Source organism: Enterococcus sp. DIV1328a (genome assembly GCF_050536905.1).
Lineage (GTDB): Bacteria > Bacillota > Bacilli > Lactobacillales > Enterococcaceae > Enterococcus > Enterococcus faecalis.
Genome location: NZ_CP172912.1, coordinates 1,728,286 through 1,749,955 on the forward strand (window position 1 = coordinate 1,728,286; position 21,670 = coordinate 1,749,955).

The 21,670-nt window shown below is 37.5% G+C and carries 17 protein-coding genes and 1 CRISPR repeat array; of the genes, 3 read left to right on the plus strand and 14 right to left on the minus strand.

What is annotated here, in order from left to right:
* Positions 1–309: 309 nt before the first annotated feature.
* Both IGL93_RS08440 and IGL93_RS08445 read right to left on the minus strand, forming a co-directional pair.
* Entirely contained in the window at positions 310–1,521 is a 1,212-nt protein-coding gene (locus tag IGL93_RS08440) for an NAD(P)/FAD-dependent oxidoreductase (RefSeq protein WP_002360017.1), read from the minus strand.
* Between the two features lie 28 nt (positions 1,522–1,549).
* The gene (locus tag IGL93_RS08445; protein WP_002360016.1) at positions 1,550–2,455 is read right to left on the minus strand and encodes a prenyltransferase; all 906 of its coding nucleotides are present in this window, start codon (positions 2,453–2,455) and stop codon (positions 1,550–1,552) included.
* 121 nt (positions 2,456–2,576) lie between these two features.
* On the opposite strand from IGL93_RS08445, the gene IGL93_RS08450 reads away from it, so the two are divergent.
* Positions 2,577–3,557, plus strand: coding sequence for a polyprenyl synthetase family protein (locus tag IGL93_RS08450; RefSeq protein WP_002360015.1), 981 nt, complete (start codon positions 2,577–2,579; stop codon positions 3,555–3,557).
* 79 nt (positions 3,558–3,636) lie between these two features.
* Here the strand turns inward: IGL93_RS08450 and cydC are convergent, their stop codons facing one another.
* The 8 genes from cydC to IGL93_RS08490 all read right to left on the minus strand — a co-directional run bounded on the left by cydC (position 3,637) and on the right by IGL93_RS08490 (position 15,414).
* Positions 3,637–5,403 (minus strand): thiol reductant ABC exporter subunit CydC, encoded by a 1,767-nt coding sequence (gene cydC, locus IGL93_RS08455; RefSeq protein WP_016627602.1) that lies wholly within the window; start codon positions 5,401–5,403, stop codon positions 3,637–3,639.
* The gene (cydD, locus tag IGL93_RS08460) at positions 5,400–7,133 is read right to left on the minus strand and encodes a thiol reductant ABC exporter subunit CydD (RefSeq protein ID WP_010775957.1); all 1,734 of its coding nucleotides are present in this window, start codon (positions 7,131–7,133) and stop codon (positions 5,400–5,402) included. The genes cydC and cydD overlap by 4 nt, the downstream gene beginning before the upstream one ends.
* Positions 7,134–7,137: 4 nt before the next feature.
* Positions 7,138–8,151, minus strand: a complete 1,014-nt coding sequence (gene cydB, locus IGL93_RS08465; protein WP_002356976.1) for a cytochrome d ubiquinol oxidase subunit II — start codon at positions 8,149–8,151, stop codon at positions 7,138–7,140.
* On the minus strand, positions 8,148–9,566 hold the full coding sequence (locus IGL93_RS08470) for a cytochrome ubiquinol oxidase subunit I (RefSeq protein ID WP_002356974.1): 1,419 nt from the start codon (positions 9,564–9,566) through the stop codon (positions 8,148–8,150). The genes cydB and IGL93_RS08470 overlap by 4 nt, the downstream gene beginning before the upstream one ends.
* A 472-nt stretch (positions 9,567–10,038) precedes the next feature.
* A CRISPR array of direct repeats spans positions 10,039–11,064; the repeat unit is 36 nt; unit sequence GTTTTGGTACCATTCTAAACAACATGACTCTAAAAC.
* A gap of 157 nt (positions 11,065–11,221) precedes the next feature.
* A complete protein-coding gene (locus IGL93_RS08475) occupies positions 11,222–12,085 on the minus strand; it encodes an AraC family transcriptional regulator (protein ID WP_010775958.1) in 864 nt (287 codons plus the stop codon).
* A gap of 84 nt (positions 12,086–12,169) precedes the next feature.
* Complete coding sequence (locus IGL93_RS08480) at positions 12,170–14,251, minus strand: DNA topoisomerase III (RefSeq protein WP_002388224.1); 2,082 nt, start codon at positions 14,249–14,251, stop codon at positions 12,170–12,172.
* A 130-nt stretch (positions 14,252–14,381) separates the two neighbouring features.
* Positions 14,382–14,747, minus strand: coding sequence for a DUF1033 family protein (locus IGL93_RS08485; RefSeq protein WP_002356966.1), 366 nt, complete (start codon positions 14,745–14,747; stop codon positions 14,382–14,384).
* A gap of 97 nt (positions 14,748–14,844) precedes the next feature.
* A complete protein-coding gene (locus IGL93_RS08490; protein WP_002379584.1) occupies positions 14,845–15,414 on the minus strand; it encodes a TetR/AcrR family transcriptional regulator in 570 nt (189 codons plus the stop codon).
* Between the two features lie 132 nt (positions 15,415–15,546).
* Between IGL93_RS08490 and IGL93_RS08495 the strand changes: the two genes are divergently transcribed.
* Together IGL93_RS08495 and IGL93_RS08500 are read left to right on the plus strand one after the other, a co-directional pair.
* Complete coding sequence (locus IGL93_RS08495) at positions 15,547–16,062, plus strand: YbhB/YbcL family Raf kinase inhibitor-like protein (protein WP_010775959.1); 516 nt, start codon at positions 15,547–15,549, stop codon at positions 16,060–16,062.
* A gap of 16 nt (positions 16,063–16,078) precedes the next feature.
* Positions 16,079–17,317, plus strand: coding sequence for a multidrug efflux MFS transporter (locus tag IGL93_RS08500; RefSeq protein WP_002356962.1), 1,239 nt, complete (start codon positions 16,079–16,081; stop codon positions 17,315–17,317).
* A 179-nt stretch (positions 17,318–17,496) separates the two neighbouring features.
* Here IGL93_RS08500 and mnmA read toward each other — a convergent pair whose 3' ends face one another.
* The 4 genes from mnmA to IGL93_RS08520 all read right to left on the minus strand — a co-directional run bounded on the left by mnmA (position 17,497) and on the right by IGL93_RS08520 (position 21,535).
* Entirely contained in the window at positions 17,497–18,621 is a 1,125-nt protein-coding gene (gene mnmA, locus IGL93_RS08505; protein WP_002362075.1) for a tRNA 2-thiouridine(34) synthase MnmA, read from the minus strand.
* A 225-nt stretch (positions 18,622–18,846) separates the two neighbouring features.
* Positions 18,847–19,191, minus strand: coding sequence for a DUF1831 domain-containing protein (locus tag IGL93_RS08510; RefSeq protein WP_002356959.1), 345 nt, complete (start codon positions 19,189–19,191; stop codon positions 18,847–18,849).
* Positions 19,192–19,258: 67 nt separating this feature from the next.
* Positions 19,259–20,404 (minus strand): cysteine desulfurase family protein, encoded by a 1,146-nt coding sequence (locus IGL93_RS08515; protein ID WP_002360007.1) that lies wholly within the window; start codon positions 20,402–20,404, stop codon positions 19,259–19,261.
* Between the two features lie 156 nt (positions 20,405–20,560).
* Positions 20,561–21,535: a ribose-phosphate diphosphokinase gene (locus tag IGL93_RS08520; protein ID WP_002362076.1), complete on the minus strand. Its 975-nt coding sequence runs from the start codon at positions 21,533–21,535 to the stop codon at positions 20,561–20,563.
* Positions 21,536–21,670: the final 135 nt, after the last annotated feature.

The following is a 21,670-nucleotide window of genomic DNA, read 5'->3' on the forward strand; positions in this document are numbered from 1 at the left end:
CTTCCCTCTTTCCATCACTTCTCATTATACATAAAAATGGAATCGAACAAAAGTGCCCACCTCATTTTACTTGAAAAATCATGGAAATTTTTTTAAAACTTTCATTTAAGAAAAATGAGCGTGGGACAAAAATCACTTTGGATTTTTGCTCCACGCTCAAAAACTGATAAACGGCGGGAACAGAACCAACTCCTTCGGAAATAAGCCGAAATTCTCCAAAAATTAAAGAGCAATTTTCGGAAATTTCTTCTTATTTCTCGGAGCTAAACGGTTCTGTCCCGACCTCATTATTTCTTATTTTGCTGATTCTTAATGGTATAAGTCGAAACGACCTTTAGCCATCATTTCTTTGGTACCACCTGTTTCAAAGAGCGCTTTGTTCATGATAATTTTTTTCATGAATGAAGCTGGGTATCCTTTAATGTCTGTTTTACCAACAATTCCTAAAGCACGTGTATTTCCGACAGAACAAACAGAACCTTGTGATTTAAAGCTGAAAGGTTTAGTTGCTTCCCCTTTCAATTGTGCTTGAATATTTTTAGCAGCATGAGCGCCCATCTTCAAGGCGATTTGTGCTGTCGTTGGGTAAGGTCGATTAGTTTCTGTATCCATAACTGCTGAGCAGTCACCAATAATATAGACGTTGCTATGGTTCGCATCTGTTAAATCTGGTTGAACCATGACACGACCACGACGAGCTTCAAAGCCAGAATCGCCTACAACGTGGCTTCCACTAACACCCGTTGTCCAAATAATTGTTTTAGCAGAAAGTTCTGCCAAGTCGCCTGCTTCGTTATCTTGATAAACAACTGCGCCTGGTTTGATTTCTTTAATCGGTTTACCTAATAATAAATGAATAGCTGAATCTTTTAATAATTGCACACCATAGTTCGCAAGTTTTTCGTTAAACATCGGCAATAGGCGAGTAACTGCTTCGACACAATAAATTTGGATTTGATCTGCTGAGACACCTGCGATTTCAGCAAATTTTGGTTTATTTTCAACAAGAGAACCTAATAATTCAATCCCTGTAAAGCCTGCTCCGCAGACAACAATTTTTAAGAATTCTTCGTTTTGAGTTGCTTTGTATTGACGCATTTGTTCTTGGATATGTTCATACACGTTTAAAGCCGTTTTCACATCTACCATTTGTAGAGCATGTTCTTGCACACCAGGGATACCAAATGATTCTGATTCAAACCCAAGAGAAACAACTAAGTAATCATAATTGATTGTTTGGCCATCTTCTAAAGCAACTGTTTGTGTTGCAGCATCAATTGTTTTAACTGTTCCTTGGATAAAGGTTGTCATTTTTTCATCGACAACATCCATAATATTGTATGTGATTTTTTCAGCTGGTTGTGTTCCAGCAGCAACTTCATGCAAGTCCGTTGCTTCGTAGTGATAGTTATTACGATCCACTAAAGTAATTTCGACGTCTTTGGCGCCTTTTTGTAATTCGCGTAATGTTTTTAAGCCTGCGTAACCAGCACCTAAAATAACAACATGTTTCTTATTCATTTTGATTCCCTTCCACTCTATAAAAAATTTACAGCCACCACAAACCTATGGCAAAAAATAGCACTTGTGCAGTTGCTCCCACAGCTAAGATCTTCACAGCACAAACAAATGTTTTACTCTTCACTTGTTCCTTCAGTAAGGCTTGGGTTTGTTTCCGTACAAAAGGTAAAGTTAAAAGCATGAGTAACATTGTTGGCGGGGTTAATCCTAAACCGACAGCTAACAAAATGGCTAACATTGCTATTGTATTTAATCCGACGAATAATTTCAAAGAACTTGCTTTGCCAAGATAATGAACTAATGTATATCTCTTGTTATTTTCATCTTCCTCTAAGTCACAGATATTATTTGCTAACATTAAGTTAGCAATGTAACAAGTATTAGGTAAAGCGACTAAGAAAATCCCCCATAAATTAGCTGCTGACCAATTGAAAACTTCAAACGTATTAATGTAGACACAAATAAGGGTAATCATGAACCCCATTGTAAATCCTGAGAAAACTTCCCCTAATGGTAGACTGGACAAAGGTTTCGGTCCTGATGAATAAAAAATACCAATTAAGTAACAATAAAGACCCATAATTAATAACGGCCAGCCAACAATAAATGACAACCCAATCCCCATTAAAGCAGAAACGAGAATCATCCAAAAAATCATTTTGCGTATTAATGGCAAAGATAAATTTTCTCGACCGATAATATTCGTTTTTTCCTTATAATCATGAACTTCTGTAGCATGATGGTAATCATTATAATTATCTAAAATATCGACCGCCATATTAAAAATAAACATCGCAATGAAAAAAATTAAAACATAACCAACATGGAGCCGCCCATATTGGTACCAACTAAAACAAATTCCTAACAAAAATGGCAAAACACTCGCTGTTTTTGCTTTTAATTCTACTAATTCAAAAAATATTTCTCGATTCAAACTATCCCTCCGCTACTTTTTTACAAACTTTGTTACTTTTAAAACTTAATTACTGTATTTCTGTCGCCAATTCGTATACAATCAAATAGTATTGAACCACTGAAAGGATCGTAGTATATTTATGAACACATTTTGGAAGTCGTTTCCTGACGTTGAACGTTCTTTAACGGAAACATGTGAATTAATTGAACAAACGTTGCATACACGCAACGAAGACATTGAAGAAGCCTTAGTAACTTTGGCTCGTTCTGGCGGCAAATTATTACGCCCCGCTTTTTTCTTTCTTTTTGCTCAACTGGGTGATGAAGAAAAACAAGAGAAACAACAACTATTAAAAATAGCTGCATCTTTGGAAATCCTACATATGGCTACGTTGATTCACGATGACATTATTGACGATTCTCCATTGCGCCGAGGCGCTGTGACTATTCAATCACAATATGGTAAAGACGTGGCTGTTTACACAGGTGATTTACTATTCACTGAATTCTTTACTTTGATTGCAGATGCCATGAATGGCTCTGAATTTATGAAAATCAATGCACAAGGAATGAAACGGTTATTACTTGGTGAACTCGATCAAATGAGTCATCGATTTGACCGCCGCATGTCGATTCCTGCTTATTTAAGAAGTGTCAACGGCAAAACAGCCGAACTTTTTTCACTAAGCTGTCTTGAAGGGGCCTATTTCGGTCATAGTTCAAAAGAAGTCCAACGTTTAGCTAAACGAATTGGCCGTCATATTGGCATTGCTTTTCAAGTCTATGACGATATTTTAGATTATACTGCTGACACGGAAACCTTGAAAAAGCCCGCTTTAGAAGACTTGTCACAAGGTGTTTATACGTTACCCCTTCTCTTCGCTTACCAAGCAGCACCTGACGTATTCAGCCCTTATTTGGATAAAGGACGCGCCATTACCTTAGAAGAAGCAGCTGAAGTTGCGGCGCTAGTCAACGACTATCATGGCGTTACAGAAGCACAAGCTTTTGCTAAAAAAGTAACCAACAAAGCAATCACTGATATTCAACAATTGCCTGATGGCACAGCAAAAGAAACCTTACTTTCCTTAACTGAGCTCTTATTACATCGTTCATTTTAAACGTTTTATGGAAGAATTGCCATTAATTGAAATAGAAAAACGACTGATTGTTTGCTTTAATCAACAACCAGTCGTTTTTTTATTCCTCGAAAGAACTAATGCCACGATCAATTCGGTAAAGTTTTTGATAATGCGCATTGGTTGCAAGTAATTCTTCTGGTGTACCACTCATCTCTAATTGGCCATCTTCAATAAAGATCACTTGATCCATCAAAGTTACGCCTTGCAAATGGTGGGTAATCCAGATGACGGTTTTATCTTTTAATGCCTCAAAAAAGGTTTCCAGCAATTGCTGTTCTGTAATTGGATCTAAACCAGTAGTTGGTTCGTCTAATAACACAATTGGTGTATCTTGCAAAAGAATCCGCGCTAGTGCCAAGCGATGTCGTTCGCCACCAGAAAAACGCAAACCTGCTTCATCCACCATTGTTTGTAAACCTTCTGGTAATTGGGTAACCATTTCTTTTAAGCCAACTTTTTCTAAAACCGCCCAAACTTCTGCTTCGCTCGCTTCTTCTCTACCAATCCGAATATTATTTAAAATGGTTGTTCGAAATAGGTACGGCGCTTGGTGCATAACACCAATATATTCAGTCATCGTCTCACCAAATGCCTCAGTTGGGATGTTTCCTAAAAGGATTTCTCCCGAAGTAGGTCGTAAATCACCACGAATGAGCGAAGCCAACGTACTCTTTCCGGAACCACTGCGCCCTAAAATCGCTAATTTTTGTTTTTCAGGAATTGTTAACGATAAGTCATTTAATACCTTTTTCTCTTGATTTTCATATGCAAAAGACAAATGTTCTATCGATAAACTGGTGCCATTTGGCTGAACAGGCGCTTCTGTTGAGTCATCTTCCCCTTCAGGAAGCTCATTAAAACGACGAATGGAATCCTTATAAATCGTTGTTTCCTGTGCTGCAGCAGGAAGCGGAGCAAAAGCATCAATTAACGGAAACACGGTTAAAACAAAGGCACCAATCCAATTGGCTGCACCCCCATGATTACCTGGAAACCGCACACTAGTCCAAGCTAAGACAGCAATCGCAATCACACCGAACAGAAGTTGTAAAACAAAGTCTCGGCCACGGTTAAATTGCTTCATTTTTTCATCTAATGCACGAACGTTTGCTTCATCTGTTTCATAACGAGCAACGAATTCAGAGCCTCGTTGACTAAATACCCAATCAGACACACCTAGAATATTGTCGGTTAGTGTTTGATATAACTCATTTTTGGCATATTTATGTTTTTCTTGACGCGCACCATTCACTAGAACTGAAACAAGTGGTAATAGAAAAACAACCACTCCTAACATCAGTAACATGCATAAAGCAAACCACCAAGAAAAGAAACCTAATGCAATCACTAAAAAGATATACAAAATCCAAGCAATAACGGTTGGGAAAATCGTTCGTAAATACAAGTTTTGGATATGATTAATATCCTCCGAAAGCAAACCTAAGATATCCCCAGTGCGATATTTTGTCTTAAAGAAAATCGCATCTTTTTCTAGCACATTATAAAGTTTCAAGCGCAAATCAGAGGTCATTTTTAACACCCAGTTATGACTCGTTAGACGCTCCACATAACGAAAAACAGGACGGCCAATCCCGAATGCTCTTGTTAAAACAATGGGAATATAAATTAATAAAATATTCTCTGGTAAGGAAGCCGCACGACTGATTAAGTAACCAGACGTAAACATTAATGCCCCTGCGCTAAAGAACGTCAAGAAGCCTAAAAGTAAGGCAAAATACAAGGTTTTTTTATAGCGTTTTAAGAAAGGACGAACCCATTGATCGTTTTTCCAAACGTCTTTCGTTGTCGGCTGTTTTTCCATCATTGGCGTCCTCCTCTCATTTGCTTCATTAATTGAACATAGTAGCCATCTTTTTCAATCAACTCTGCTAGCGTTCCTTGTTCCACTAATTGACCTTTTTCCATCACTAAAATGTAATCCATTTCTTCCATCCAATGCAGACGATGTGTCGCAAAAAAGACAAGATGATTGTTCATTAATGGCAACATGCGCTCTTTCATTTCAACTTCTGTTTCAATATCCAAATGCGCTGTCGGCTCATCAAACAGCAAGACGTGGCGTTTTTGATCGACAAAGGCGCGGGCCAACGCTACTCGTTGCGCTTGTCCCCCACTTAACATTCGACCACTTTCCCCAATCAAGGTATGAATTCCTTCGGGAAGGTCTTTAACCAGCTCTTCTAAGCCAACTAACTGAATCGCTTGCTGAATCGCCTCATCTGTTGCTTCAGGTGTATAAAAGCGAATATTGTTTGCCAAAGTATCTTGAAAAATATATGGTGCTTGCGGAATATAAAGGATTTGTTTTTGCCAGTCTTTTTGTAAAAAATGTGGAATCGTCTGACCATTTATTGCCAATTGACTCGTTTCTTCTGTTGGTAATAAAAAGCCACTTAATAAATTAATTAACGTTGACTTACCAGAACCACTCGCCCCGATAATTCCAATCTTTTTGCGACCATCAACAGAGAATTGCAACGATTGAATTGCTTCTTGCGTTGCATCTTCATAGGAAAAATTTAACGCGGTGACTGACAACTGACTTTCTTGATGCCAATCATCTAACGTGAGCACATCGGTCTGTTCTGCTTCTGGCAATGCTAATACCGCTTGGATCGCTTGAAAAGAGTTTTTTCCATCTAAGGTTGCGTGATAATCACTTGAAAAATCACGAATCGGTAAAAAGAACTCGGGTGCTAAAATTAAAGTAACCAAGGCAGGAAATAATAAAATCGTGCCGTTTAATAAACTTAATCCAAGGAAAACTGCCACAACAGCTACCGATAATGTCGTAAAAAAGTCTAACGCAAAAGTTGATAAAATAGCAATTTTCAACGTACTCATGGTCGCTTTTCTGAATCGTTCACTTGTATGGTAAATACTCCCAGCATATTTTTTACTCAACCCAAACAGTTTCAGTGTGTCAATTCCTCGCAAGGAATCAATAAAATGATTGGAAAGCATTTGAAACGCCGCATATTGCTTGTCCGCTTTACTTTGTGCTGCATAACCTAACACAATCATAAAAATAATAATAATCGGAAAAACAATCAGCAATGTTACGCCTGAGCGAATATCTTGTGTAAAAACAAAGGCCAAAATAATCCAAGGAATAATCATCATATTCATCATTTTTGTCAAAATCAATTGTAAATAATTTTCGGTTTGACTGATGCCTTCTAAAGCCATAGTAACCATATTTCCAGTTCCATTTTTTTGAACAACATTTGGCCCCAAACGGAAAATTTTAGTTAATAATTGTTCGCGTAATTCTTTCGAGCGTTCATAACTAAATGTATCGAGCATTCTCTCACGAAAATACGTAATAACATGTCGACCAAGATAAAAAATAAAAAAGAGTAAAATACTCTGTAGTTGTTGGTTAAGATGCCCGCCACTCCAAAGGCCGACAATGGCTTTTGAAAGAAAAAAAGCTTGCCCAATTATAAAGACTGCTTGCAGGAAAGAAAAACCTGCAAGCAAGACAAGAATTTTTTTGATTTTAGGCATCTGTAAGATGTCTTTATCAATCATAGATTTAATACCCCTCTGGTACGGCTGTCTGTGAAATACGTTTTCTGAAAATATAATAGGACCAAGCAGTATAAGCTAACACGAATGGTAAAATACTTAAAGAAATCCACGTCATAATTTTTAGTGTATATGGTGTGCTTGTTGCATCTTTAATCAACAAATCAAAACCTTCACTACCAATCATAACACGTGGGAACAAGCCACTGAACAAGAGAGCAACTAGTACAACTAATGTTAAACCACTCGCTAGAAAAGCTAACATCTCTTTGCGTTTAAACACCCCAACATTAGCAATGACCGTTAAGACCACAATTGCTAACGTTAAAATTAAAGTGACCGCAAAGTTCTTTTCATAAAAGTCCGTTTTGAAGTACATCAACACTGCAAAAACAACTAAACCGACATATAAAACGCCGTATAAGATTTCTGCATAATTTCGAGCACGTTCGCGAATTGGGCCTTCTGTTTTTAAAGCAATATAGTTCATGCCGTGTAAGTAGCAAAGTAATGTTAAGGCTACTCCACCAACAATTGAAAACAGATTAAAATAATCCGTAAATTGCGCATGCATATTGCCGTTTGCATCTAAAGGCATCCCTTGGACTAAGCTGATAAACAAAATACCAAAGAAGAACGGTACAAGGAAACTACCAATTGATAGCGTCCAGTTCCACATCCGACGACGTTTACCTTCCGGCATGTTGTGGCGGAATTCAAAGGAAACTCCGCGAATAATTAAGCCAAATAAAATCGTAAATAGAATTAAATAGTAGCCACTAAATAATGAAGCATACCAATATGGGAAAGAGGCAAACATTGCGCCGCCCGCTGTTAATAGCCAAACTTCGTTTCCGTCCCAAACAGGTCCAATTGTTGCAACGACTTGATCTTTTTCGTCGTCATTGTGTGCCAACGTTTGAACGGCCATTCCAACACCAAAGTCAAATCCTTCTAAGAAGAAGAAACCTGAGAACAAGACGCCGATAAGGACAAACCATAATAATTGTAGTGTACTCATTCGCCAAATACCCCCTTATCAAATGGATCCAACGCTGGTTCATTTTCTTTCGCTAATTTTTTCGCTTCATAGTCTGGTCCTTTACGTAATTCTAAAATGACCAAGTAAACCATGACACTACCTAAACCAGCAAATAACAAGAAATAAATGACATTTGACGTAATTAATGAAGCAACCGATACATTTGGTGAAACACTTTGTTCAATCGTAAATAATCCATAGACAGTCCACGGATAACGACCTAATTCAGTGACTAACCAACCTGTTGTATTGGCAAGGAATGGTGCGAATGTACATAAAGCAACAATCCACAGCATCCATTTCTTCTCGTACAGCGATGGTTTTTTCTTCCTTGTAAAGAATAGTCCTAAGGCAGCAACCAATAACATTAAGGCACCAAAACCAGCCATGATACGGAAGCTCCAGAATAAAGTGTTAACTGGTGGATAATAATTTTTATCATCCCCATATTTTTCTACCAAACGCTTGTTGACTGTATCCATTCCATCAACCGAACCTGATAATTTGTTATACGATAAAATACTTAGCATATATGGAATATCGATACCAAAAACTTGTTTATGTTCTCGTTCATCTGCCCAAGCAATCAATGTCCAAGCAGCAGGATCATCAGAGTCTTCATAGGCCCCCTCCATCGCCGCAAATTTCATTGGTTGTCCTTCAATTAGAGCTTTCATTTGCAAGTCGCCAGCTAATAAAACGCCGATTGAACCGAACAAAGTAACCCATAAGCCAATGCGCATAGATGCTTTGTGGAATGAAATATCCCGTTTTTTCAACAATTGGAAAGCAGCCATACCAGCTACTGCCATGCCACCCAATGTAAAGGCACCCATGATAACGTGTGAAAATTCATACCAAACTTTTGGATTGCTGATGACAGCTACAAAGTCCACCATTTCAGCACGGCCATTATTGATGACATAACCTACTGGATGTTGCATAAAACTATTGGCAACTAAAATCCAGAAAGCAGACATCATTGAACCGAATACGACTAACCAGATAAACGTTACGTGAACTTTTGGATTCATTTTATCCCAAGTAAAGATCCACAAACCTAAGAATGTTGACTCTAAGAAGAAAGCTAAGAGCGCTTCTACCGCCAACGGTGCCCCAAAAATATCTCCGACGAATCGAGAATAATCAGACCAGTTCATCCCAAACTGAAATTCTTGAATAATCCCGGTTACAACCCCAACAGCGAAGCTTAATAGGAATATATTTCCCCAAAACTTGGCCATTTTACGATAACGTTCCTCTTTTTTCACAACGTACATTGTTTCCATAATTGCTACAACAAGTGCTAATCCTATTGAAAACGGTACGAAGAAAAAGTGGAAAACTGTTGTCATCGCAAATTGGATTCTCGCCAATGTTACAATATCAAACATATTATTTCCTCCCTGATTTGCCTCCACACAAAGAAACAAGCTTACCTGAATTGTTCATTTCCATTAGCGATGACTCCTTTTATCTACGAAACTAAAAGAAAATTCAAGTGAACTTTTCCAAAAAGTGTGAAAATGCATGTAATATAGAATAATTCCAATCTAAGTATACAACTTTCTGAGGCAGAAACCAAACAATACAGAAGCATTTCTCACAATTTTTTTAGGTGCTACCAAGATTTCTTCCCTTTCTTCTATCAATAAAAAAAGCCCTTCCTAAAAAAAGGAAGAACTAATCTCAATCTATCAACATTTTGACTTATCACTTGATTAGTTTTTGAAAATTGAAGCAGCTCGTCTTTGATGATAAAAATTCTAATCTTGTGATGAAAATTACGGATTGCTTGAGGTGATAGTTTGTTTTTTAACAACATGACTATAAAACAAGGGAGAAAAAGCCAAATCAAAAAAGTTTGTTTTGGTACCATTCTAAACAACATGACTCTAAAACTAATCGTGCAGCATTGGTGTGACGGCCATCGTTTTGGTACCATTCCAAACAACATGACTCTAAAACTTTCTAATGGAAAATTGTTTAATAATTGAAGTTTTGGTACCATTCTAAACAACATGACTCTAAAACTTTCTAATGGAAAATTGTTTAATAATTGAAGTTTTGGTACCATTCTAAACAACATGACTCTAAAACCCAAGAATGAATTTATATATGAAGAGAAATGTTTTGGTACCATTCTAAACAACATGACTCTAAAACCTGTATGTATGACTTAAGCCACAAGTTCGGGTTTTGGTACCATTCTAAACAACATGACTCTAAAACTAATAGGTCCAATAACCATCATCGTGTTTAGTTTTGGTACCATTCTAAACAACATGACTCTAAAACTTATCCAATTTGGGCAACATTATCTATTGCGTTTTGGTACCATTCTAAACAACATGACTCTAAAACTCAGCGAAGACGATGCAAAACAAAGCAAAGGTTTTGGTACCATTCTAAACAACATGACTCTAAAACGATAATACAGATGGTGAACTAGATTCAGTAGTTTTGGTACCATTCTAAACAACATGACTCTAAAACTCCATTCGCTTTGCGTGCTAAAATTTCTTCGTTTTGGTACCATTCTAAACAACATGACTCTAAAACGGGCTTAATTTTATAAAATTTAACACACTAGTTTTGGTACCATTCTAAACAACATGACTCTAAAACAAGCGGCCAAATATTTTATTTTTTGATATTGTTTTGGTACCATTCTAAACAACATGACTCTAAAACATCGGTATGCGCCGTTCTTTAGTTAATGCTGTTTTGGTACCATTCTAAACAACATGACTCTAAAACAAAGCTATCGTCACAAAACCAAAATTGGAAGTTTTGGTACCATTCTAAACAACATGACTCTAAAACACCAATGTAGATTTAGCTAATCCAGCAAACGTTTTGGTACCATTCTAAACAACATGACTCTAAAACCTCGGAGAAGTATTTTTTCTCCATGATTCCGTATTCGCATCACTTATCCATAGCTAGATTTCAGTTTAGAAGGTCTGATTTTTTTCTTCACGTTTATTATACCAAACTTTCTCCTTCTTGGCGGAAAAACCCACCATTTTTCAATGGTGGTTTTTCTTTATTTAGTAGCTGTAACAGCGAGCCAGATTTCACTATACTTAGCTTCTGCTGGTCCTTGATATTGCGTAAACGAAATTTCTGGTGCTGCAACGACTTGGTAACCAGATGAAGGCAACCATTCAGAGAATATCCTTGCCCAGGTTTCTTGTAAAGTTTGTGGGAAAGGACCTTCATTTGGAAAAACCGCCCATGTATGAGCAGGTACGCTTAGTTGCTCCAAATCTTCATAGGTATTTTCTTGCAAAGTGGCAAAGCCAATCATGTGTGTCATTTCTCCACCTTCTGTTGTTCGTCCCTCTTGAAAGTCAAAAGAAGCATTTACTACTTGATGAGGATATATGTCATCAAATGTATGCATTTCCGCTCGTTGTTGTGGTGTAATGCGCTGTGCTAATTCCATGATTGCTTGATTTTCCCCTTGATACTGCAAGGGAACCTTCTGACTAACTCCGACTATTTGAAACGCTGGTTTTTCAATCAATTTAACATCCATTGATTGTCCTCCTTTAATATCAATATAGAAAGAGAATTTAGGGAACGTTTTTTGGATTTGTGTTTTCATTACTTCAGAAGGGGCTTGTCCTGACCAATCGCGAAAGGCTCTTGAGAATCCTTCAATACTTTGATAACCATATTTAAAAGCTACATCTGTCACTTTTTCACCAGCAAGTAATGCTAAATTTGCTTCCGCCAAACGTCTCTTTTTAATATATTCAGCCAGACTCATCCCCGCAATAAACGAAAAAGTTCGTTTAAAATGGTAAACAGAAATCCCTGTCTTTTTTGCCAATTCATCGAAGGATACTTCTTCCGTTAAATGTTCTTCAATATAATCCATTGCTTGATTTAAATTTGCGAGCATCCGTGTCCCTCTCTTTCTATTTGAAAGTTTACTAAAGACCAACAAGGATGACTTGATTATTTAGAGCCAACATTCGTCAAGTCGCTACTCTTGATTCATAGCGGCTTTTAAGGCCTGCGCTAAAGCACTTTCTTCTGGTTCGTCTGGTTGTGAATATTTTTTCATCAAACGACGTTCTTCATGTTTAGTCATTTTTTGTTTTCGTTCTTTTTTATCGGGAATTTTTTCAGTAATCGAACAGAATTTACATTTGAAAGAACGACCATTTTTTCCTTCTATGATAACCATTTTTTTATGGCATTGTGGGCAACGGTGATTGGATACTTTAGGATCTTTTCGCCGACGATAAGAACATTCTTGGTTTGTACAAACGTAAATCTTCCCATCTTTCGTATTTTTTTCCCGTAAGTTTGAGCCACAATCTGGACATTTTTTTTGCGTAATGGAAAAATCTTGATATTTTTTCTCGCTTTGTTTAATTTCACGGACTAATTTTTTCGTATCCTCTTCAATATCCTTTAAGAAAAGTTGACTCTTTTGTTGACCCGAAGCGATTGCTTCGAGCGACTTTTCCCATTTTTCCGTTAGTTCAGGTGTCACAAGTGATGGATTCACCAAGTCTAATAGTTGCTTTCCTTTGGCAGAGACACTTAAACCGCTATTGGTTCGTTCCATCAATTCTGATTTAATCAGTTTTTCAATGATTTCAGCTCGCGTTGCCGGTGTGCCTAAACTGTGTTTCTCCATTTTTCCTAACAACGTTCCTTCGGTTAATGGTTTTGGCGGCGACGTTAATTCTTTGTTAATGGTAAAGTTTGGCGCAACGGTCATGCCTTTTTGCCATTGGACAGTGGATAGCGGCTGTTCGGCTGTTGTTTTCCAACCAGCAACAACTACTTTATTTTGATGAAAGACAAATGTTTCTTTTCCAAAAGCGACTGTAACTTTTGTTTGTTTGGTTTGATTTGGCTCAGCAAACAAACCTAAGAATCGTTGAACAATCATTTGATAGATTTTTTGTTCATCATTGCTTAGTTTTTCATAACGAGGACGTTGTTCAGTTGGAATCAACCCATGGTGATCCGTGACTTTTGCATTTTGGAAAACTTTTTGTTGTTTAACAACGGCCCCATTTTTAAGGTAGCCTTTCACTTCTGGTGAAAAATCAGCAATAGCTTGAAGGCGCTCTTTCATCGTTCCTTTCATATCCGTCGTTAGATATTTGCTGTCAGTTCGAGGATAGGAAACAATTTTATGGGTTTCGTATAAACTTTGTACAAGAGACAACGTTTTCTTTGCAGAAAATTGGAATCGCTGGTTGGCTTCACGCTGGATTTCGGTTAAATCATACGGTAACGGCGCATTTTCTGTTTTAACTTTTTCTTGGATATCGGTAACTAAGCCCTTTTGTTTTGAGAGTTCTTTGACTAATTGTTCTGCTTCCTGCCGTTCTTTTAAAGCGTATGGATTTTTTTGGGTCATCTTTGCTTTTTCTGATTCAACAGTTAACGAGATAGTAAAATAAGTTTGAGGCTTAAATTGTTCAATCGTTTTTTCTTGTTGGCGTACCATTGCTAAAGTTGGTGTTTGAACACGACCTGCGGATAAGTTATCTTGATATTTCACTGTCAAGGCCCGTGTGACGTTTAGCCCAACTAACCAGTCAGCTTTTGCGCGCGCCAAGGCAGAGTAATACAAATTATCGTAGTCTTTCGCTGGGCGAATTTTCTTAAACCCGTCTTTAATGGCTTTGTCTGTTTGAGATGAAATCCATAAGCGTTTGACTGGTTTGTTAAAACGGACATATTCTAAAATCCAGCGGGCCACTAATTCACCTTCACGACCAGCATCAGTGGCAATCACGGCTTCAGAAACATCTTTACGATTAGCTAATTGTTTAATCGCTTTTAATTGATGTCCCGTTTTCGGTAACGGTTTAATCCCTAAATTCTTAGGAATCATCGGTAAAGTTTCCATTTGCCACGTTTGCCATTCTTTGTTTAAATCTTCTGGCATTTTTAGTCCTAAGAGATGGCCTAAAGCCCAGGTGACAATCACGTTGGGTCCTTCATAATAATTCTTATTTTTTTGATTTGCTCCTAAAACGCGGCTTAAATCTTTTGCTACGCTAGGTTTTTCAGCAATAATTAATTGTTTTGCAACCACTAGTTTCGCTCCTTTTTGAGTGCTATCTTTTCGTATTATACCAAATATTGGTTCGATTTTCTCTAAATTCCGAGAATAGAAAAAGAGTTTAAAGAAAATTCCCTGAGGTTTTTCTTTAAACTCATGCGTTTCAAATAACTTTCCGTTTGCAGAATTTTGTTTTGCCAAAATGATTGGATATTGTGGTAAACTCAGCTTTATTTTCAAAAGTAACTGCATGATGATTTTCTAGTAATGCTAAACCGAAGTATTGTTGTAAATCTTCATCGCATTCTTCACACCAGCGTTCTTCCCCATCATTCCAGAAAGCCGTTAAATAATTAGGCTTTGTGTTGACGTATGTATAATTCTGAGAAAGTTTTTGCCAAACTTCCACATAATATGTCTCTGCATCGGTCAAGTTATCGAAGGTTTTTTCTTGAACAATGTCCTCTTGCCAATCATCAAAAAACCACCAAGGTTCATTGTCGCCATACATTGTAATTACTTGATACATTGAACCGCTCCTTTTTTTGCTACTGTAGGTATCATAGTCACTTTCTGAAAAAGTTGCAAGGATTTGGTTTCGGACTGAGAAATTTTTGAAATTTATTTTATCCTGCCACTTCTAAAGAAACAATAAAATCTTCAATCATGCGACGATAACTTTCTTCTGGCGTGGCTTCTTCGCGTTGAAAATAACCTAAAAAACGTAAGGTAATATAACCATGGATTAAGCTACGTAATTCTCGACTTTTATGCAGTCGTTCTTCATTATTAAATGGATAAAAAGCTAAAAGTTGTAAGATAATTTGATTGGTTTCATGGATGCCTTCAATTAATTGTTGGTTTTGCGTTTTCGGCACACTGATAAGTAATTCATAGACTGCAGAATTTTCAAAAGCAAATTGTTGGTACGTTTCAGCATATATCCGAATTGCTTCTGCGCCACTCTTACCCACTAAGGCTCTTCGCAATGCATCATTTAATTCTTGAATTAACAAGTCCACTAGAGCATTTTTTACTTCAGCAATATTTTTAAAGTGATTATAGAGTGAAGGATACTTGATGCCTAAATCAACGGCTAAATTTTGAAAGGTTAATTGTTGAACGCCCAATTCTTCCGCTAGGTTGCGGGCACTTTCAAGGATTTTGGCTTTCGTTAAATTCCGTTTTTTTGCCATCTTTCTGACGCCTCCAATTCTTAAATTTTGGACAAGTATTAGTTTATCATATCTATTGACTCTTTTTAAACTATAAATTATAGTTTATAATAATAATTTGTAAACATCATTTTTGAAAGAAGGCTGTTTGGCATGCATATTACCAACCGTTCTCATTTGGCCGATCGTTATGGCAAACGAACCAGTGCAGAATTTTTATTACACGAACGTCCTATTTTATCTTTTCCTATTTCTTTAGCGGCCATTCCTAAAGAAGCCCGCTATTTATCCTGGGAATTAATTGATTATGACACGATTCCTCTAATCGGTTTCCCTTTTATTCATTGGTTAGCTGCCAATGTTCCTGTAACCAATGAGATTCCTGAAGACTTTAGTCGAACAGCACTCAAGCCTACCATTCAAGGAAAAAATAGTCTTGCTTCTCCTTTGGGGAAACAGATGATTCCAGCGCTTGCCACTGAAACGTTACCTGAGTTAACCGAACGTTATCTGGGGTTAAGTCCTCGCTCTGGTGTGCACACCTATACGTTATATGTATACGCTACAAAAAATCCACTAAATTTAAAAGAAGGCTTTTTTTCGAATGAATTGCATCAAGCATTGAATGATCAACGACTCGCCAAAGCCAAATTTGAATTTCTTTACTAGAAAGTGAGGAAATAGAATGTATGAATTAATTAAAAGTAAAATTTTCCGTCCAAGACAACCTTGGGAAAAAAATCTGCTTGTTTTATGGTTTGGCACATTTATGGCTGGTATTGGCTTTAGCTTAGTGATGCCATTTATGCCTCTTTATATCAACACATTAGGTACTTTTACCCACCAACAATTGAATTTTTGGAGCGGAATCACGTTCTCCTCCACTTTTTTAGTCACGACCATTGTTTCACCTTGGTGGGGCCGTTTAGCCGACCGAAAAGGACGCAAGTTAATGTTATTACGCGCTTCATTAGGGATGGCTATCGTCATTAGTTTAATGGGCGCAGTCACAAGTGTTTATCAATTGATTGGCTTACGCTTATTACAAGGTGTTTTTTCTGGTTATATCAGTAATGCGACTGCGTTAGTTGCTACAGGCACACCTAAGGAAAAAAGCGGTCAAGTGCTTGGTACTTTAGCCACTGGTTCTGTTACCGGCACGTTGCTTGGTCCTCTTTTGGGCGGTGTCACTGCTTCTATTTTCGGTTATCGGCCAACCTTTTTCATTACTGGTACGATTTTATTACTCGTTTTTGTTTTGAGTCTCGTCTTTGTCCATGAAGAGTTTGTGCCAATTGAAAAAAATCAAGCCGCATCTGGGAAACAAATTTTAAAAAAACTAGAACATCCCCACGTGATTCTTGGAATGTTTATTACGACATTAATCATTCAAGCTTCCAATAATTCAATTAGTCCCATCATCAGTTTATATATTCAACAATTGTTGGGTGGTCACGGAAATGTCACCTTAATTAGCGGAGTCATTGCTTCTATTCCAGGGATTGCAACGTTAATAGCCGCCCCTCGTTTCGGCCGGTTAGGCGATCGTATTGGCAGTGAACGCATCTTGACAATTGGCTTAATTTTAGCCATTTTCGTTTACCTACCAATGGCCTTTGTTCAAAATGTCTGGCAGCTTGCCATGCTTCGTTTCTTAGTTGGGATTTCCGATGCCTGTTTACTACCAGCTGTTCAAACGTTGATCACTCGTTATTCCCCAAGTGACGCTGCAGGTCGTATTTTCAGTTACAATCAATCTTTCCAAGCGACAGGAAATGTGATTGGTCCTATGATTGGTTCAAGCGTATCTGCCGCTTTCGGTTATCGTGGGGTCTTTATTTCCACTTCTTGTCTGGTTCTCATTAACCTTCTATGGGTTCGTCGAAGCACCGCCGAATTAAAAAAAGAGAAAAATGATGACTAAGTTATACACAGAAAAGTTATCCACAATTTGAATTTTTAATTTTTCTCTTTTTCTTATTTTAAAAAAAATAGGCATATAAAACAAAAAAGAAAAGCGGATATTTACTGGTTTTATGACCAGCATATCCGCTTTTCTTTTGGTTAACTCTGCGCTTTTTGTTTCACAACTCGTGAAACTTTTTAGACGTATTGTAGTTCTTTTTCATCTTGGTAGGCGCGATCAATTAAGCCGCCCCCTAAGCATTCCATTCCATCATAAAAAACAACAGCTTGACCTGGAGTGACTGCGCGGGCTGGTTCCTTAAACGTAACGGTTGCTTTTGTGCCATCTTCAGATAAGGAAACATGCACTGGAATATCTGCTTGACGATAACGGAATTTAGCCGTACAGTCAAACTCTTTTGGCATTGGTGTATCAACAGTAAAATGAACCTCACTGGCTTCTAAATGTGTTGCATATAGTTTTTCATGGTGAAATCCTTGTCCCACATATAATGTATTGGTGGTTAAATCTTTCCCAATTACAAACCAGGGTTCTTGTGTTTTACCGCCGCCACCAATTCCTAAGCCTTGGCGTTGACCGATAGTATAATACATCAGACCATCATGTTGTCCTTTGATTTCGCCATCTTCTGTCACCATGTTGCCTTTTTTAGCTGGTAAATAATTACTCAAAAATTCTTTGAAATTCTTTTCACCAATAAAACAAACGCCCGTTGAGTCTTTTTTCTTGGCTGTGGCTAATCCAGCACGTTCAGCAATTGCACGAACTTCTGATTTTTCCATACCACCCAATGGAAACATTGTTTTTGCCAATTGGGCTTGTGATAATTGGCTTAAAAAATAGGTTTGGTCTTTATTATTGTCAATTCCACGTAACATATGCACTACGCCATTTTCATCCGTTTCTACTTGCGCATAGTGGCCAGTTGCAACATAGTCAGCGCCTAGTTGCATAGCATAATCTAGGAATGCTTTAAATTTAATTTCTTTATTACACATGACATCTGGATTTGGTGTCCGTCCTAACCGATATTCTGCTAAAAAATATTCAAACACACGGTCCCAATATTCTTTTTCAAAATTGACCGAATAATACGGAATCCCAATTTGATCCGCTACTTTTGCGACATCTTTATAATCCTCAGTTGCGGTACAGACACCATTTTCGTCTGTATCGTCCCAATTTTTCATAAAGATTCCAATTACATCATAGCCTTGCTCTTTTAAAAGCAACGCTGTGACAGATGAATCGACACCGCCACTCATGCCTACCACGACACGCGTTTTGCTGTTATCTGCCATTTTATCACCATCATTTCAATTAGATTCTGAAATCATCCACGATTTGAAGGTCGTAACTTTTCAGTGCTTTTCATTATACTATTTTTTTGAAATAAGTAAAGCAAGCCGGGCGTATAATGAGAAAATACTGGGAACAAAGACACAGCCAACAAGCTGTTGCTTTCAAAGAAACAGAAAACCTGAAGGAACAAGCTACTTTCACTTGTTTCTTCAGGTTTCTCTAAGTTATTCTACTTTCTCTAATACACCACGGCTAATTAAGCCATCCATTAAGAAAAAGTATTTTTCTTTACTCATTTCATGTTGTTCATTCTTGAAAATATTCATTGGTTTTAAACCATTTGCCGTTGTAATGGACATTTTCAACTCTTTTAGATCAGCAGTGATCGTAATTTTCAATTTGAAGCCTTCATTTCTCTGAGGCGTTGGATCTAAGGAACGAATCAATTGAAAGTTCCCTGATTTTGTTTCAGTAAAGCCGTTATCTTTTAATGTATAGCGTTTTGCACTAGGATGTACTTTGTAAAAAACTGTTGAGCCTTCAACAGCAGCCGTTGTTGTAAATGCCATGGGTTCCACCTCATTATTTTCATTGTTATCTTCATTATAGCGAAAACCTGTAGCTGCCGCAATCAGATTATTTTTTCAATTGTTGAATCACTGCAACTAGTACTTCAGAAAAAGTCGCAATTTCTTCTGGTGTGTTCCCGTAGCCAAAACTAATCCTGATTGATTCTTTAATAGCTGAGGAATTTTCTCCATACATCGCTGTCAACACGTGCGAAGGATCCACAGTTCCCGCTGTACAAGCCGAGCCTGTTGAAATCGCAATACCTCTTAAGTCCAAATGCATTAAGAGTAAATCACTGGGAATTCCTTTTAAATGAAGATTTAAGACATGCGCTAAACGATTGGTTGGTTCACCATTAATTGAAAAATCAATATTGGCTTCTTCTAACGCTTTTAAAATAATCGTTTGAAAACTTTGATAGGCTGTTTTTCTTGCTTGCTTTTCTGCAGAAGTTAGTAATGAAACGGCAGTACCCATGCCAATAATTCCAGCTAAGTTTTCCGTGCCCGCACGTCGTTTTTCTTCTTGTTCCCCACCATGTAAAAGAGGTGGTAATTGGATTGCATCGCTTTTAAATAAAAAACCTACGCCTTTTGGACCATTGATTTTATGAGCGGAAATACTTAATAAGTCGATCCCTAATTCATGAGGTAAAATGACTTCACTTCCATAAGCTTGGACGGCATCTGTATGAAAAATCGCCGAATGATTTTTAAGAATTGCACCAACTTCAGCAATCGGTAATCGATTTCCAATTTCATTATTGCCATACATCATTGAAACCAAGATCGTTTCTTCGCGTAAAGACTTTTTGAATTGATCCATTGAAATCTGACCATTTTCATTCACAGGTAAGTAAGTCACTTCAAAGCCTAACGTTTCTAAGTATTCCATCGTTCGTAACACAGCGGGATGTTCAATTGCCGTAGTAATAATATGTTTTCCTTCCTTTTGACGAGAAAAAGCAACTGCCAAGATGGCTGTGTTATCCCCTTCTGTGCCACCACTATTAAAAATAATTTCGTGGGGTTTGGCTTGTAAGCTCTCGGCAATCGTTTGACGCACTTCTTCCAGAAGACCGTGTGCCTTTCGTCCAAACTGATGAATACTTGATGGATTGCCAAAAGTCGTTTGCATATTTTCAGTCATCGCTTGAATGACCGTTGGATGAAGCGGCGTTGTTGCCGCATGATCTAAATAAATGGGTTCCAAATGACTCGTCCCTTTCCTTATGTTCTGGCGTTATTCTAGCATAAAAAGCTTAAAACACAAAATCAGAATACTTTCTCTTCTATTTATAAAAGAGATAAGAAAAATAGGCCCAACACTATTAAAGTTGTTAGACCTATTTTTAGTTTAAGGAATCACTTATTCTCCTTTTGGTTCTAAACGGAATAATGGACTCATTGGTTTATTTTCATGAATACGAAGTAACGCTTCCCCCATTAACTCAGCGCAAGAAATAATATTCAAGGTTGCTGGTTGGCGGTCTGCTGTCGTATAAACAGAGTCAGTAATACTAATTTCCTTAATTGGCGCATTTTCTAAGGTTGCTTTTGCGCCTTCTGATAACAAACCATGCGAGGCGCAAGCATACACTTCTTGCGCACCATTTTTCATTAAAACTTCCGCCGCTGTGGCTAACGTTTGACCAGTATTCAAAATGTCATCAACAAGAATACATTTTTTCCCAGCGACATTCCCAATAACGTAACCTTCTTGACGCACCCCATCAATCTCTTCATGGTCGACAATTGCTAAGGTCGCATCTAAGTACTCCGATAAACTACGTGCGCGTTGAACGCCACTGTTTTTAGGCGAAACAATCACAATTTCTTCCCCTACTAATGCTTGTTGACGATAATAATGAGCAAACAAAGGCATTGTAAATAAATTATCTACTGGGATATCAAAAAATCCTTGGACTTGAACAGTATGCAAGTCTAATGTTAACAAACGTGTTGCGCCTGCCTCTACCAACATATTAGCAACTAATTTCGCAGTAATGGGTTCTCTTGGTTTCGCTGTGCGGTCTTGGCGAGCATAACCATAGTAAGGCAAAATAACATTAATTGTTTTTGCGCTAGCACGTTTTAATGCATCAATTAAAATAAGCAATTCCATCAAATGATCATTTACAGGAGCATTCGTTGCTTGGATGATGTAGACATGATCGCCACGAATACTTTCTTCAATATTAATTTGAATTTCGCCATCACTAAATTGGCGCACGGTGCTTTTTCCTAATTCTGTTCCTACTGATGCTGCGATTTTTTCAGCAAGTGGTCGATTTGCATTTAAACTGAAGATGCGTAAGGTGTCATCTTGATAGTTTTCGGTCATGATATCCTCCGTCAATATAAAATAATAGTCGTTTTCATTCATATTCTACCATTTTTTGTTATAAAAATCATGGGATCCTCCTTAATTTATTGAAAGAAACGGTTTTCTTTGTGAAAAAAGCGCTTGTATTTAGGT

Bases quoted from the DNA above. Each gene is read 5' to 3' on its own strand.
- IGL93_RS08500 (WP_002356962.1), top strand. From the start codon at position 16,079: ATGTATGAATTAATTAAAAGTAAAATTTTCCGTCCAAGACAACCTTGG.
- IGL93_RS08510 (WP_002356959.1), bottom strand. From the start codon at position 19,191: ATGGCATTTACAACAACGGCTGCTGTTGAAGGCTCAACAGTTTTTTAC.
- mnmA (WP_002362075.1), bottom strand. From the start codon at position 18,621: ATGGCAGATAACAGCAAAACGCGTGTCGTGGTAGGCATGAGTGGCGGT.
- IGL93_RS08470 (WP_002356974.1), bottom strand. From the start codon at position 9,566: ATGTTTGATATTGTAACATTGGCGAGAATCCAATTTGCGATGACAACA.
- IGL93_RS08495 (WP_010775959.1), top strand. From the start codon at position 15,547: ATGCATATTACCAACCGTTCTCATTTGGCCGATCGTTATGGCAAACGA.
- IGL93_RS08450 (WP_002360015.1), top strand. From the start codon at position 2,577: ATGAACACATTTTGGAAGTCGTTTCCTGACGTTGAACGTTCTTTAACG.
- cydB (WP_002356976.1), bottom strand. From the start codon at position 8,151: ATGAGTACACTACAATTATTATGGTTTGTCCTTATCGGCGTCTTGTTC.
- cydD (WP_010775957.1), bottom strand. From the start codon at position 7,133: ATGATTGATAAAGACATCTTACAGATGCCTAAAATCAAAAAAATTCTT.
- IGL93_RS08490 (WP_002379584.1), bottom strand. From the start codon at position 15,414: ATGGCAAAAAAACGGAATTTAACGAAAGCCAAAATCCTTGAAAGTGCC.
- IGL93_RS08475 (WP_010775958.1), bottom strand. From the start codon at position 12,085: ATGCTCGCAAATTTAAATCAAGCAATGGATTATATTGAAGAACATTTA.
- IGL93_RS08485 (WP_002356966.1), bottom strand. From the start codon at position 14,747: ATGTATCAAGTAATTACAATGTATGGCGACAATGAACCTTGGTGGTTT.
- IGL93_RS08520 (WP_002362076.1), bottom strand. From the start codon at position 21,535: ATGACCGAAAACTATCAAGATGACACCTTACGCATCTTCAGTTTAAAT.
- IGL93_RS08440 (WP_002360017.1), bottom strand. From the start codon at position 1,521: ATGAATAAGAAACATGTTGTTATTTTAGGTGCTGGTTACGCAGGCTTA.
- cydC (WP_016627602.1), bottom strand. From the start codon at position 5,403: ATGATGGAAAAACAGCCGACAACGAAAGACGTTTGGAAAAACGATCAA.